This is a genomic window from Cupriavidus sp. 2KB_3, assembly GCF_052115685.1.
In the GTDB taxonomy this organism is placed as follows: Bacteria; Pseudomonadota; Gammaproteobacteria; order Burkholderiales; family Burkholderiaceae; genus Cupriavidus; species Cupriavidus campinensis.
Genome location: NZ_JBFRHD010000002.1, coordinates 123178 through 137328, shown reverse-complemented (window position 1 = coordinate 137328; position 14151 = coordinate 123178). Strand labels below are relative to the sequence as shown.

The 14151-nt window shown below is 67.2% G+C and carries 13 protein-coding genes; 6 read left to right on the top strand and 7 right to left on the bottom strand.

The features are described 5' to 3' along the window. Nucleotides 1-20: 20 nt before the first annotated feature. The 4 genes from AB4120_RS02395 to AB4120_RS02380 all read left to right on the top strand — a co-directional run bounded on the left by AB4120_RS02395 (nt 21) and on the right by AB4120_RS02380 (nt 4652). The gene (locus tag AB4120_RS02395) at nt 21-1097 is read left to right on the top strand and encodes a branched-chain amino acid ABC transporter permease (RefSeq protein ID WP_144199040.1); all 1077 of its coding nucleotides are present in this window, start codon (nt 21-23) and stop codon (nt 1095-1097) included. Nucleotides 1098-1156: 59 nt separating this feature from the next. After that, a complete protein-coding gene (locus AB4120_RS02390; RefSeq protein ID WP_149136836.1) occupies nt 1157-2494 on the top strand; it encodes an ABC transporter substrate-binding protein in 1338 nt (445 codons plus the stop codon). A 71-nt stretch (nt 2495-2565) separates the two neighbouring features. Continuing rightward, the gene (locus AB4120_RS02385; protein WP_149136835.1) at nt 2566-3381 is read left to right on the top strand and encodes an ABC transporter ATP-binding protein; all 816 of its coding nucleotides are present in this window, start codon (nt 2566-2568) and stop codon (nt 3379-3381) included. Nucleotides 3382-3401: 20 nt separating this feature from the next. Next, the gene (locus tag AB4120_RS02380) at nt 3402-4652 is read left to right on the top strand and encodes a phenylacetate--CoA ligase family protein (protein WP_149136834.1); all 1251 of its coding nucleotides are present in this window, start codon (nt 3402-3404) and stop codon (nt 4650-4652) included. Between the two features lie 6 nt (nt 4653-4658). On the opposite strand, the gene AB4120_RS02375 is transcribed toward AB4120_RS02380, so the two are convergent. The 7 genes from AB4120_RS02375 to AB4120_RS02345 all read right to left on the bottom strand — a co-directional run bounded on the left by AB4120_RS02375 (nt 4659) and on the right by AB4120_RS02345 (nt 10370). Next, nucleotides 4659-5171 carry a YbaN family protein gene (locus AB4120_RS02375; RefSeq protein WP_392388466.1) on the bottom strand — a complete coding sequence of 171 codons (513 nt, stop codon included), beginning with the start codon at nt 5169-5171 and terminating at the stop codon, nt 4659-4661. A gap of 49 nt (nt 5172-5220) precedes the next feature. After that, on the bottom strand, nt 5221-6198 hold the full coding sequence (locus AB4120_RS02370) for an NAD(P)H-dependent flavin oxidoreductase (RefSeq protein WP_149136833.1): 978 nt from the start codon (nt 6196-6198) through the stop codon (nt 5221-5223). Nucleotides 6199-6522: 324 nt separating this feature from the next. Next, nucleotides 6523-7716 (bottom strand): class I SAM-dependent rRNA methyltransferase, encoded by a 1194-nt coding sequence (locus AB4120_RS02365; RefSeq protein ID WP_149136832.1) that lies wholly within the window; start codon nt 7714-7716, stop codon nt 6523-6525. A gap of 4 nt (nt 7717-7720) precedes the next feature. Continuing rightward, nucleotides 7721-8026 carry a YbeD family protein gene (locus AB4120_RS02360; protein ID WP_149136831.1) on the bottom strand — a complete coding sequence of 102 codons (306 nt, stop codon included), beginning with the start codon at nt 8024-8026 and terminating at the stop codon, nt 7721-7723. 25 nt (nt 8027-8051) lie between these two features. Continuing rightward, nucleotides 8052-9263, bottom strand: a complete 1212-nt coding sequence (locus AB4120_RS02355; RefSeq protein ID WP_441641822.1) for a D-alanyl-D-alanine carboxypeptidase family protein — start codon at nt 9261-9263, stop codon at nt 8052-8054. 43 nt (nt 9264-9306) lie between these two features. Further along, nucleotides 9307-9951: an alpha/beta hydrolase gene (locus tag AB4120_RS02350; RefSeq protein ID WP_144199022.1), complete on the bottom strand. Its 645-nt coding sequence runs from the start codon at nt 9949-9951 to the stop codon at nt 9307-9309. A 98-nt stretch (nt 9952-10049) separates the two neighbouring features. Next, nucleotides 10050-10370 (bottom strand): (2Fe-2S) ferredoxin domain-containing protein, encoded by a 321-nt coding sequence (locus AB4120_RS02345; RefSeq protein ID WP_149136829.1) that lies wholly within the window; start codon nt 10368-10370, stop codon nt 10050-10052. Between the two features lie 420 nt (nt 10371-10790). Here AB4120_RS02345 and AB4120_RS02340 point away from each other — a divergent pair, with 420 nt between their 5' ends. Together AB4120_RS02340 and AB4120_RS02335 are read left to right on the top strand one after the other, a co-directional pair. Continuing rightward, nucleotides 10791-12077 (top strand): dicarboxylate/amino acid:cation symporter, encoded by a 1287-nt coding sequence (locus AB4120_RS02340; RefSeq protein WP_149136828.1) that lies wholly within the window; start codon nt 10791-10793, stop codon nt 12075-12077. A gap of 49 nt (nt 12078-12126) precedes the next feature. Next, nucleotides 12127-14130 carry a sensor histidine kinase gene (locus tag AB4120_RS02335; RefSeq protein WP_441641821.1) on the top strand — a complete coding sequence of 668 codons (2004 nt, stop codon included), beginning with the start codon at nt 12127-12129 and terminating at the stop codon, nt 14128-14130. The last annotated feature ends 21 nt before the right edge of the window (nt 14131-14151 follow it).

Genomic DNA, 14151 nt, shown 5'->3' with positions numbered 1-14151 from the left:
CCCGTCCGGAGACCGACACCATGCTCTATCGTGAAGCCGGGCAGTTCAAGACCAGCTACATCGCCGACAGCCAGATCTTCCCGATCCGGCAGGACCGCATCGGCTTTGCCGTGCTGATGGCGGTGGCCTTCGTCGCGGTGCCGTTCACGGCCTCGGAATACTGGTTCAGCGCGATCCTGATCCCGTTCCTGATCTTCTCGCTCGCGGCGCTGGGGCTGAACATCCTGACCGGCTACGCCGGCCAGCTCTCGCTGGGCACGGCGGCCTTCATGGCCGTGGGCGCCTACGCGGCGTACAACTTCCAGCTGCGGATCGAAGGCATCCCGGTGCTGGCCACCTTTATCCTGGCCGGGCTGTCGGCGGCGCTGGTGGGCGTGGCGTTCGGGTTGCCCTCGCTGCGGATCAAGGGCTTCTACCTCGCCGTGGCCACGCTGGCGGCGCAGTTCTTCGTGGTCTGGGCGCTGACCAAGTTCCCCTGGCTGTCGAACAACAGCTCGTCGGGCGTGATCACCGCGCAGCGGCTGGACCTGTTCGGCTTCGCCATCGACACCCCGGTGCGCAAGTACCTGTTCGTGCTGGCCTTTGTCACGGTGCTGGCGTTCGTCGCCAAGAACCTGGTGCGCTCGGCCACCGGCCGCGCCTGGATGGCCGTGCGGGACATGGACGTGGCCGCCGAGGTCATCGGCATTCCGCTGATGCGCACCAAGCTGCTCGCCTTCGCGGTCAGCTCGTTCTACTGCGGCGTGGCCGGCGCGCTCTATGCGTTCTGCTACCTGGGCTCGGTGGAGCCGGACGGCTTCTCGCTGGACCTCTCGTTCCGCATCCTGTTCATGATCATCATCGGCGGGGTGGGCAGCATCCTCGGCTCCTTCCTCGGCGCCGCGTTCATCCTGCTGCTGCCGATCTTCCTCGACAACGTGCTGCCCGGCCTGGCCGCGCTGCTGCATCTGCCGTTCACGAACGCCACGGTATCGCACATCCAGCTGATGGTGTTCGGCGCGCTGATCATCTTCTTCCTGATCGTGGAGCCGCACGGGCTGGCACGGCTGTGGCAGATCGCCAAGGAGAAGCTGCGGCTCTGGCCGTTCCCGCATTGATTCATCGTCGTAGCCCATAACAACGCCCGTCTACGAGGCGAAAGGTCAAGGAGACTGTCATGACAACCCTGATTCGCAATGTGCAGCGCGCCGCCCTGGCGGTTGGCGTGGCGGCGGCCCTGCTGGCGCCGTCGCTGCCGGCGCTGGCGCAGGCCAACGAGCAGTTCGTGGCGTTGCCGAGCTACCGCGTGGGGCCCTACGGCGCCAACGGCCAGTCGTTCTACGGCGGCTTCATCGACTACCTGAACTACGTCAACCTCAAGGACGGCGGCATCAACGGCGTGAAGCTGAGCTGGGAAGAGTGCGAGACCGAGTACAACAACGCCAAGGGCGTGGAGTGCTACGAGCGGCTCAAGTCGAAGAATCCCACGACCAAGGGAACGGCCTATCACTCGATGTCCACCGGCATCTCCTATGCGCTGGTCGACAAGACCGCCGCCGACAAGGTGCCGCTGGTGATGATGGGCTACGGCCGCACCGACGCCGTGGACGGCTCGGTGTTCCCGTATGCCTTCCCGCTGGTCACCACGTACCAGATGCAGGTATCGGCCATCGTCAAGTACCTGGCCACCAAGAGCGGCGGCTCGCTGAACGGCAAGAAGATCGTCTACCTGTATCACGACTCGGCCTACGGCAAGGAGCCGATCGTCGCCCTGCAGGCCGAGGCGCGGCTGAACAAGTTCAACCTGGTGGAGATTCCGGTGGCGCACCCGGGCAACGAGCAGGGCGCCCAGTGGCTCAAGATCCGCCAGGAGAACCCGGACTACGTGATCTTCTGGGGCTGGGGCGTGATGAACCAGACCGCGCTCAAGGCGGCGCAGAAGGTGGGCTTCTCGCGCGACAAGATGATCGGCTCCTGGTGGGCTGGCTCCGAGGAAGACACCGTGCCGGCCGGCGACGCCGCCAAGGGCTACATGAGCGCGACATGGAACGTGGCGGGCCGCAACGTGCCGCTGATCGCCGACATCGACAAGGTGGTCTACGGCGCCGGCAAAGGCAATATGCAGGATCGCAACAAGGTCGGCTCGGTGCTCTATAACCGGGGCGTCTCGGCGGCCGTGGTGACGGTGGAGGCGATCCGCGTGGCGCAGGACAAGTTCGGCAAGGGCAAGATGATGTCCGGCGAACAGATGCGCTGGGCCTTCGAGAACCTGAACGTGACCAACGCGCGTCTGCAGCAGGTTGGCGCCACCGGCCTGCTGCCCGAGATCAAGACCAGCTGCGACAACCACGAGGGCTCCGGCAAGGTGAAGATCCAGCAGTGGGACGGCGCCAAGTGGGTGGTGGTGTCGGACTGGATCGAAGGCAACAAGGCGCTGATCCACCCGCTGTTCAAGGCCAACGCGGCGCAGTACGCGAAGGAGAAGGGCATTACGCCGGCCTGCGCGAAGTCCTGAGCGCGGCGGTGCTTGTCTCCCCTCGTCCGCTGGGCGAGGGGGGCGAATCGGCAGCATACGAGGCGTGACCCATGACCCTGCTATCCGTCAACAACATCGAAGTCATCTACGACCACGTGATCCTGGTGCTCAAGGGGGTCTCGCTGGAGGTGCCCGAGGGCCGCATCGTGGCGCTGCTCGGCGCCAACGGGGCGGGCAAAACCACCACGCTCAAGGCGATCTCGAACCTGCTCCACGCCGAGCGCGGCGACGTGACCAAGGGCTCCATCGAATATCGCGGCCACCGCGTGGACCAGCTCACGCCCAACGACCTCGTCAAGCGCGGGGTGATCCAGGTCATGGAGGGGCGCCACTGCTTCGCCCACCTGACCATCGAGGAAAACCTGCTCACCGGCGCCTACACGCGCGGGCTGTCGCGCGGCGAGACGCGCCACGAGCTCGAGAAGATCTACACCTACTTCCCGCGCCTGCAGACGCGCCGCAAGTCCCAGGCGGGCTATACCTCGGGCGGCGAGCAGCAGATGTGCGCGATCGGCCGGGCGATGATGGCCAAGCCGGCCATGATCCTGCTGGACGAGCCGTCGATGGGCCTGGCCCCGCAGATCGTCGAGGAGATCTTCGAGATCGTGCGCGACCTGAACACGCGCGAGAAGGTGAGCTTCCTGCTGGCCGAGCAGAACACGATGGTGGCGCTGCGCTACGCCGACTACGGCTACATCCTCGAGAACGGCCGCGTGGTCATGGACGGCGAGGCCGAGTCGCTGCGCACCAACGAGGACGTCAAGGAGTTCTACCTGGGCGTGGCCGCCAACGATGGCGATGGCGCCGCGCGCAAGTCGTTCCGCGATGTGAAGAGCTATCGGCGCCGCAAGCGCTGGCTCGCCTGAATTCCTACCTCTCCCGCACCATGGCTGACTATTTCGATTCGCTGGAAACGCGCCCGCCGGCCGAGCGCGAGGCCGCGCTGCTGGCCGCCCTCGCGCGCCAGGTGGCGCACGCGCAGGCCCATGCGCCTTACTTCGCCGAGGTGTTGTGCGACGTGGACCCGCGCGACCTCACCTCCCGCGCTGCGCTGGCCGCGCTGCCGGTGACGCGCAAGTCGGCGCTGACCGCCCGCCAGCGCACCGCGCCGCCGCTGGGCGGACTCAATGCCACGCCCATCGGCGGGCTGAGGCACGTGTTCCAGTCCCCGGGGCCGATCCATGAGCCGGATGGCCATGCTGATGACTGGTGGCGCATCGCGCGTGCCATGTTCGCGGCCGGCTTCCGCGCCGGGGAGCTGGTCTACAACACCTTTTCGTACCACTTCACGCCGGCCGGCATGATGATGGAATCAGGCGCGCACCGGCTGGGCTGCTGCGTGTTCCCGGCTGGCGTCGGCCAGACCGAATCGCAGGTGCAGGCCATGGCCGCGCTGCAACCGTCCGCCTACGCCGGCACGCCATCGTTCCTGAAACTGCTGATCGAGCGGGGGGGCGAGTTGGGCCTGCCGTGCGCAAGCCTGTCGAAGGCGCTGGTCAGCGGCGAAGCCTGCCCGCCGCCGCTGCGTGCATGGTTGCAGGACCATGGCGTGACCGTGAGCCAGATGTACGGCACCGCCGACGTGGGGCTGATCGCCTACGAAACCGGGGGCGGCGACGGCTGGGTGGTCGATGAAGGCGTGCTGGTGGAGATCGTCGAGCCGGGCGGCACGCAGCCGATGCCCGAGGGCGAGATCGGCGAGGTGGTGGTGACGGTGCTCGGCAACGGCGACTACCCGCTGATCCGCTTCGGCACCGGCGACCTGTCGGCCATCGTCAGTCATTCCTCGCACCGCGCCAGCCCGTGCGGGCGCACCAATATCCGGCTCAAGGGCTGGCTGGGGCGCGCGGACCAGACTACCAAGGTCAAGGGGATGTTCGTCCATCCGGGGCAGGTGGCGGACGTGGTGCGCCGTCATCCCGAAATCCGCGCCGCGCGGCTGGTGGTGACCGGCATGGTCGGCGCGGACACCATGACGCTGCACTGCGACGCCACGCGCGAGGACGACGGCCTGGCGCATGCCATCGCCGATTCGATTCGCGACGTCATGCGCCTGCGCGGCGAAGTGAGATTTGTGGCGGCTGGGTCGCTGCCGCAGGATGGCAAGGTGATCGAGGACGCGCGCCGTTACGACTGAGGCGGCTTACTGGGAAGAGCGCGGCGGCTGGGGCGACTCCCCGCCCGCCTCGCCATAACCACCGCGGGGCCGGGTAGGCAGCCGCACCATCCAGATGGTCACGGCGGCGCCTACCGCCAGCAGCGTCAGCGAGGACACCGGCCGCCCGCGCAGCAGCCAGGCGGTGGTCCCCATCGAGATCCACATCATCGAGAGCGCGAGGCACTTGGCGCGCAGCGGAATGCTGCGATGCGCCTGCCAGTCCCGTACCAGCGGGCCGAAGCGCGGGTGCGAGATCAGCCAGTCGTGGAACCGCTCCGAGCCGCGCGCGAAGCAGGCGGCCGCCAGCAGGACAAACGGGGTGGTCGGCAGCAGCGGCAGGAAAATGCCGATGAAGCCGAGCACCAGCGATACCACGCCGCAGGTGACCCAGAATGCCCGGATCACGCGCTCACGGTGCGTGAGCGCGTCGCTGACGTTGCCTGGGGAGCGGGGCCGGCGGGTGTCGCCGGCGGGGCGTTCGGAGTCGGTCGGTTGCAAAGGAAGGGCAAAAAGGGGCGAGGGGTACGCTCAGGGCGAAAAAACGCCCCTATCGTACCAGTCCGAGCCGGGCGCGCGCGGCGTCGTACTCGGTCTTCATGCGCGCGATGATCTCGCCGGCGGTGGGAATGTCCTCGATCTGGCCCACGCCCTGGCCGGCGCCCCAGATGTCCTTCCACGCCTTGGTCTTGGAGCTGCCGCTCGAGAAATCCATCTTGGTCTTGTCCGCCACGGGCAGGTTGTCCGGATCGAGCCCCGAATTGCTGATGCTCTCGCGGATGTAGTTGCCGTGCACGCCCGTGAACAGGTTCGTGTAGACGATGTCGGAGGCCGCCGCGCTGGTGATCGAATGCTTGTACTCGGCGCTCGCGTGGGCTTCCTGCGAGGCGATGAAGCGCGTGCCCACGTAGGCGAAGTCGGCGCCCATGGCCTGGGCGGCCAGCACGGCGTCGCCGGTGGCGATGGAGCCGGACAGCGCGATGGGGCCGTCGAAGATCTTGCGCACCTCGCCCACCAGCGCGAACGGCGACAGCATGCCGGCATGGCCACCGGCGCCGGCCGCCACCAGGATCAGGCCGTCCACGCCCGCCTCGATGGCCTTCTCGGCGTGGCGCAGGCTGATCACGTCGTGCAGCACGATGCCGCCATAGCTGTGCACGGCATCGATCATTTCCTTGACCGGCGCGCGCAGCGAGGTGATGAAGATGGGCACCTTGTGGTCCACGCAGACCTTTACGTCGTGTTCCAGCCGCGCGTTGGAGGCATGGACGATCTGGTTCACGGCGATCGGACCCACCCGCTTGCCCGGGTTCGCCGCCTGGAACGCGGCCAGGTCCTCCTGCATCTGCGTGAGCCACTCGTCGAGCAGCTCCGCCGGGCGCGCGTTGAGCGCGGGGAAGGAGCCGACGATGCCGGCCTTGCACTGCGCCAGCACCAGTTCCGGATAGCTGACGATGAACATCGGCGAGGCGATGACGGGCAGGGCCAGGTTCTGCAGGATGGGCGGCAAGGTCTTGGCGGCGGGCATGAGATCTCCTCTGATCGGGTCGAGAATTGAACGGTCGTTCGATTATAGGGACTTTCAGTCCGGATGCGATCCCCGGCGCCGCCGCCGGCCTAGAGGCACGCTTCGATTCCGATCAGGCATCCATCGGGCGTCCAGCGGACAAAAAAATGCCCCGCCGGGTAGGCGGGGCAATTACCACGAAGACTGATAAGAAGAGGCAGTGAGACACCTGCCAATGCCCCACCGCGAGACGAAGCATAGACGGTGAATATGACCGTCAGAAGTCAAAACCGAGGGTATATACCGGGGTGTCCCGGCGTCCCTCAGACTTTCCTCAGACCTTCCTTACACCTTCTCCAGCAGCAGGCCCTTCAGGTATTCCCCTTCCGGGAACGCCGCCGACATTGGATGGTCGGTGCCCGCCGAAAGCCGGCGCAGGATGCGCGCATCGCTGCGGGCATCGGTGACCGCGCCGGCCACGATCTTCTGGAACAGTTCCATGCTGATGGCGCCCGAGCACGAGTACGTGAACAGCAGGCCGCCTGGCCGCAGCAACTGCATGCCAACCAGGTTGATTTCCTTGTAGGCACGCGCCGCGCGGTCGATGTGCTGAGCCGACGGGGCGAACTTGGGCGGGTCCAGCACGATCAGGTCGAACTGACGGCCCTCGGCGCGGAACTCGCGCAGCGTCTTGAACACGTCGGCGTCGAGCCAGGTGGCCCGTTCGGCGTCGAAGCCGTTCAGCGTGACGTTGTTCGCGGCGATCTTGAGCGCCTCGCCCGACGAATCGATCGACGTGACCGCCGTAGCGCCGCCCCGCAGCGCGGCCAGCGAGAAGCCGCCCGTGTAGCAGAAGCAGTTCAGCACCTCGCGGCCTGCGGCCAGGTCGCCCACCAGCTTGCGGTTGTCGCGCTGGTCGACGTAGAAGCCGGTTTTGTGGCCGTTGCGCACGTCCACGTAGTAGCGCACGCCGTGCTCGGTCACGGACAGCTCGGGGTCCGGCTCGGCACCGGCCAGCACGCCGGTCACCAGCGGCAGGCCCTCGCGCTGGCGCACGGCGGCGTCGGAGCGCTCATAGACGTTGGGGCAGCCGGTCTCCTTGACCAGCGCCTGCACCAGCGCATCCTTCCACTGCTCCACGCCGGCCGAGTTGAACTGGCAGACCAGCTGGCCCTTGTCGCCGTTGCCGTAATAGTCGACCACCAGCCCGGGCAGGCGGTCCGCCTCGCCGAAGATCAGCCGTACCGCGTCGGTATCGCGCACCCACTGGCGCCGATGGGCCAGCGCGGCGGCCACGCGGCGCTTGAACAGCGCGTGATCGACCGGCTCGTTCTCGTCGAAGGTCCACACCCGCGCGCGGATCTGCGACTCGGGGCTGTAGGCGCCGCGCGCCAGGAAACGGCCGTCCGCGGCGCGGATGACCACCGTGGCGCCGGCCTCCAGCCGGCCCTCGGTGGAGGCGATGCCGGTGGCGTACACCCAGGGGTGGCGGCGGAGCAGGGACTTTTCCTTGCCCGGTTTGAGCGTGATGACGTTCATGCGCTTACAGCACCACCTTCACCATCGGATGCGACGTCAGCGCGCGGTACAAATCGTCCAGCTGCTCGCGGCTGGTCACCCAGACCGTCACGGTCAGGCCCAGGTAGTTGCCGTTGCGCGACGGACGCATCTCCATCTTGCCGGCATGGAAGTTCGGGTCGAAGTCCTGCACCAGGGTCACGATTGCCTCGGCAAAGCCGTCCTGCATCGCGCCCATGACCTTGATGGGGAAGTCGCTCGGATACTCGATCAGCGAGGCCTGCGGCGGAATGCCGCCGGGCAGCTGACCATCGTTCGATTCGGTCGTCATGTTCGTGCTCTCGCGTGAGTGCGGATTACTTGCGCTTGAACCAGAGGCGGATGGTGTCCCACAGGCGGCCGAAGAAGCCGGCCTCGGGCACGTCTTCCAGCGCCACCACCGGGAACTCGCCCACCTTGGTGGTGCCGTCCATCAGCTTGACCGTGCCGACCTGCTGGCCGGCCGCGATCGGGGCCAGCAGCAGTTCCTGGCGCTCCAGCACCGGCTTCAGGCGGCCGCCCGTGCCCTTGGGCACCGTGACGAAGGTCTCGTTGGACACGCCGATCTTGACCGTGCCGGCGGCGCCCTTGTAGATCTCGGGCGTGGCCAGGACCTGGCCCTTGTCGTACAGGCGCAGGGTGTCGAAGAACTGGAAGCCGTAGTTCAGGATCTTCAGGCTTTCCTGCGTGCGCACCTGCTCGCTGGTGGTGCCGATCACGATCGACACCAGGCGGCGGTTGCCGTTCGGCACGTTGGTGAGCGGGCGCTGCGCCGACGAGATCAGGCAGTAGCCGGCCGACTTGGTGTGGCCCGTCTTCACGCCATCCACGGTGGGATCGATGTACAGCAGGCGGTTGCGGTTCGGCTGCTTGATCTTGTTATAGGTGAACTCCTTTTGCGAGTACATGCCGTAGTACTCGGGGAAGTCCTTGATCAGGCGCGTGGTCAGCGTGGCCAGGTCCACCGCCGTGGTGTAGTGCTCCGGGTCGGGAATGCCGTCCGTGTTCGTGAAGTGCGTGCCCTTGAGGCCCATGCGCTGGGCCTCGCGGTTCATCATCGCCACGAAGCCTTCCTCGGAACCGCCCACGGCCTCGGCCAGCGCCAGCGCGGCGTCGTTGCCGGACTGGACGATCAGGCCCATCAGCAGGTCCTGCACGCTGACCGGCTTGTTCGGCTCGATGAACATGCGCGATTCGTCGCTTTTCACCTTCAGCACGACGTTGGTCGGCACCACGGTCTGGTCCAGCGTCAGGCGCTTTTCCTTGATCGCCTGGAAGGCCAGGTAGGCCGTCATGATCTTGGTCAGCGAGGCCGGCTCGATGCGCAGGTCCGCGTTCTGCGAGGCCAGCGCCTGGCCGCTCGTCACGTCGTAGAGCATCCAGGACTTGGCAGCGACCTGCGGGGTCGGCACGCCCTGCGCCAGCACGGCGGCAGGGGCGGCGGCGAGCGCGACGGTGACGGCGAATGCCATCGGAGCAAAAGCGGGGGCAAGGGCGGACGCAAGGCGCGGCGTGGCTCTGTTCAGCATAGGTGCGAATTCCAACGGATGAGGGTTGCGCGGACGGGACGGATCACCGGTCCCACGCGTTGACGACAAGCTGCTTGATCAGGTGCAGCTTGCGATGAAAAAAATGGTCGGCGCCGGGAATGACGATGACCGGGAGCTCCTGCGGGCGGACCCAGTCCAGCACGCTGGCCAGCGGCACGGTCTCGTCCTGCTCGCCATGGATGACGATGGTGTCGGCCGGCACCGGCGCCACGTCCCAGCGGCTGGTGGCGGTTCCCACCAGCACCAGGCGCTGCGCCGGCGTGCCGGCCTCGGCCAGCCGCCGCGCCACGTGCGTCTGCACGAAGCTGCCGAACGAGAACCCGCCCAGCGCCAGCGGCAGCGTGGCGACGTCCGGTGACCACGCGGTCTGGGTGCGCATCCAGTCCACCACGGCCAGCAGGTCGTCCTGCTCGCCGATGCCCTTGTCATGCTCGCCCGCCGAGTTGCCCACGCCGCGGAAGTTCGGCCGCACCGTGGCGTAGCCGAGGGCGACGAAGGTGCGCGCCAGCGTCTGTGCCACCTTGTTGTCCTTGGTGCCGGAAAACAGCGGGTGCGGGTGGGCCACCAGCGCCAGGCCGCGCACGGGCACGCCCTGCGGCAGGTCGATCGAGATATCGATGGCGCCGACGGGGCCGGGAATCGTGGTGACCTGGGTATGCGCGTTCATGGTGGCAGGGGCAGGGGTGCGGAGCGGGACGAAGACAGCAGACGAAGACAGCGGGCAACAAAAAAACCGGGCGGACCCGGCGGGCACGGCGAGGCGGATCAGCGGTCGAGCATCAGGCGTTCGACCGGCTTGCCGTTCACCAGATGGCTGTCGATGATCTCGTCGATGTCCTGCTCGTCGACGAAGGTGTACCAGACGGCCTCGGGGTAGACCACCAGCACCGGCCCGAGTTCACACCGGTTCAGGCAGCCCGCCTTGTTAATCCGGACGCGGCCCTCGCCACCGGCAATGCCAAGCTGCTTGCAACGCTTCTTCGCGTATTCCTGCATGGCCTGGGCGTTGTGGTCGGCGCAGCAGGCTTTGCCGTCGTCGCGCGTGTTCAGGCAAAAGAAGACGTGGTGTTGGTAGTAGCTGCTCATGCTCGGGCGCGCTAGCGCGGGGCGCGATGCGTCGATGGCGTTGGGGAAGCACGGAATTATACGTTGTCAGACTCCGCGTTCCGCCATGCGGGGCTGCCCGGATTTCCGGAATCTGACGGGCGATGGGGCGGTGGCGCGCCGCCCTATCCGGTCAAATGTGATTCGTGATGCCCTTGCAAGGCGATCCCCTCGCCGCATCGGCTTCCGGAAACCCGGAGCGGCCCCGTCCGGATTTCCGGAAAGCCAGACGGAGCTCTCGTCCGAAAAATCAAAAATCCTGCCAAATCAACGGCTTGTAGGTTTCTGCCTCGGTGGCATGCCTGTTGCAAATAGTTACCTTCAGACGCGCCGCAATCCGCCAGGCGTGCAAAGCGGGCGCCCCGAGCGCCCGGCACCGGTCAAAACACCGAGGACGACATCATGAGGAAACCCTTCTACAAGATCCTGTACGTGCAGGTGCTGTTCGCGATTGCCGTGGGCATCCTGCTGGGCCATTTCTGGCCCGACACAGGCGTGGAGATGAAGCCGCTGGGCGACGCCTTCATCAAGCTGATCAAGATGATCATCGGCCCGATCATCTTCTGTACCGTGGTGTCCGGCATTGCCGGCATGCGCGACATGAAGAAGGTGGGCCGCGTGGGCGGCAAGGCGCTGCTGTACTTCGAGATCGTCTCGACCTTCGCGCTGCTGATCGGCCTGGTGGCCTCGCACGTGCTCAAGCCGGGCGTGGGCTTCAACATCGATCCGGCCACGCTGGATACCAAGTCGATCTCGCAGTACGTGTCCAAGGCCCACGGCCAGAGCACGACCGAGTTCTTCATGCACATCATCCCGGACACGGTCTTCAGCGCGTTCGCCAATGGCGACATCCTGCAGATCCTGCTGGTCTCGCTGTTCTTCGGCTCGGCGCTGGCCGTGCTGGGTGACCGCGCCAAGATCGTGCATGAGATGGTGGACCAGGTCTCGAAGGTGTTCTTCCACATCGTCCACGTGATCACCAAGGTGGCCCCGATCGGCGCGTTCGGCGCCATGGCGTTCACCATCGGCAAATACGGCCTGGGCTCGCTGGTGCCGCTGCTGAAGCTGATCGGCACGTTCTACTTCACGGCTATCGTGTTCGTGCTGGTGGTGCTGGGCACCGTGGCCAAGTTCACGGGCTTCTCGATCATCCGCTTCGTCGCCTATATCAAGGAAGAACTGCTGATCGTGCTGGGCACCAGCTCCTCCGAGGCCGCGCTGCCGCATCTGATGGAGAAGATGGAGCGCCTGGGCTGCTCGAAGTCGGTGGTGGGGCTGGTGGTGCCCACGGGCTACTCGTTCAATCTGGACGGCACCAATATCTATATGACGATGGCGGTGATCTTCATCGCCCAGGCCACCGGCATCGAGCTGACGCTGCTCCAGCAGCTGACGATCCTGGCCGTGGCCATGGTGACGTCCAAGGGTGCCAGCGGCGTGACCGGCTCGGGCTTCATCACGCTGGCGGCCACGCTGGCCGTGGTGCCGACCATCCCGGTGGCCGGCATGGTGCTGATCCTTGGCATCGACCGCTTCATGAGCGAGTGCCGCGCGCTGACCAACATCATCGGCAACGGCGTGGCCACCGTGGTGGTTTCGGCCTGGGAAAAGGAGCTGGACCGTGCCCGCCTGAACCGTGTGCTGCGTGGCGACGATGACTCCGTCGGACTGGCCGACGCGGCCCGCTGACATTTCCCGGCAACGGGTATCATCGGCGCGAGACCCTTCGTGCGCGCCGATGCCTCATTCCGACGATTTTCTAGCCGTACATGACCCTGCGGCGCCGGGTTCCGTGCATGCGCCCGGGCCTGGCCCGCGATGGTATGGCTTTGCCGGCGCCCTGCTGGCCGGCCTGCTGCTGCTCTGCGGGTTGACCTGGCTGCTGTCGGTGCAGCGCGGGCTCGCCGCGCTGCAGCAATCCACGGCCATGCGCGCCGAGCGCTACGCCGCCACGCTCGAGTCCACGCTCGACCGCTACGAATTCCTCCCCGCGCTGGTTTCCCTGCACCCCTCGGTGCGCGGGCTGCTGGCCGCCCCCCAGGACCCGGCACGGATTGCCGCGGTCAATGACTATCTTGTCGATGTGAACCGGCGCGCGCGCGCCTCCGCCACCTATGTCATTGCCGCCAACGGCATGGCGCTGGCCGCCAGCAACCATGGCGAGCCGGGCAGCTTCGTCGGCACCGACTACCGTTTCCGGCCGTACTTCCAGCGCGCGGCGCGGGGCGAGGTGGGCCGTTTCTACGCCATCGGCATCACCAGCGACGAACCGGGCTACTACATCGCCCAGCCGATCGAGTCGGGCGGCAAGGTCATCGGCGTGACCGTGGTCAAGCTGAACCTGGAGTGGTTCCAGCGCGCCGGCGCAGGCCGGGCGGAGCCGCTGATGGTGGCCGACGACCACGGCGTGATCTTCCTCTCGTCCGTGCCAGCCTGGCAGTACCGCACGCTGCGCCCGCTGCCGCCCGAACTCCAGGCGGAGTTGCACAACACCCGCCAGTACCACGACCAGGCGGTCACGCCGCTGCCGCTGCTGGCGCTGGACTCGCCGGTCACGCGCTGGCTCGGCGACACCGTGCTGGGCGAGGACACCCGGCTGGTGCGCCTGGGCGCCGATGGCGAGCCCGGCAGCCCGGGCGGCGGCATCGGGCTCACGGCTGACCGGGGCGACCGCTACCTGGAGATCAGCCGCCCGGTCGGTCCGGCCGGCTGGACCATGCAGGTCATGGCGCCGCTGGACCCCGTGCTGGCCAGCGCGCGCGGCGCCACCGTGGGGGCGGCGCTGGCCTATGCCTGCATCGGCCTGCTGCTGGTGAACCTGCGCCAGCGCCGCCAGCGCGCGCGCGACATGCAATACAGCCGCCGCATGCTGGAAGCGGCCTACGATGAACTGGAACGCCGCGTGGAGGCCCGCACGGCCGACCTGATGGCGATCAATGAACAACTCGAGGCCGAGGTGGCCGAGCGCACCCGCACCGAGGGCGAGCTGCGCGCCACGCAGGACGAACTCGTGCAGGCCAGCAAGCTCGCCGCACTGGGGCAGATGGCCGCCGGCATCACGCACGAGCTGAACCAGCCGCTGGCCGCGCTGCGCACGTTCTCGGACAACACGCGCGTGCTGCTGGAACGCGGCCAGCTGGACGCCGCCACGGGCAACCTCAGCGCGATCGCCGACCTCACCGCCCGCATGGGCAAGATCACCGGCCAGCTCAAGCTGTTCGCCGGCAAGGCGCGGCCCCGGCGCCACGCGGTGCGCGTGCGCGCCGCCATCGACCATGTGCTGCAACTGATGACGCCGCGCCTGGCGGGCGTGGCGCTGACGGTGCGCGGGCTGGAAGGCAACGAGGCGGAAGGCAGCGAAATCGCGGTCTGGGCGGACGAACTGAAGCTGGAGCAGGTGCTCCTGAACCTGGTCGGCAACGCGCTGGACGCGATTGCCGGGGAGGGGCCTGAGGCACGCCAGGCCGGCCACATCGACATCACCGTGCACGTCGCGCCCGAGGCGGTGAGCGTGTCCGTGCGCGACAATGGCCCCGGGATTCCGCCCGATGTGCTGCCGCGCCTGTTCGAGCCGTTCTTCACCACCAAGGAGATCGGCCAGGGGCTCGGGCTGGGGCTGGCGATTTCCACGTCGATCGTGCGCGAGTTCGGCGGCCAGCTGACGGCGCAGAACGCGGAAGGCGGTGGCGCCGAATTCGTGGTGACTTTGCGGCGGGCGCACCAGCCCGCCACTACGGCCTGACAAGGCAAGCAGGAATAAGGG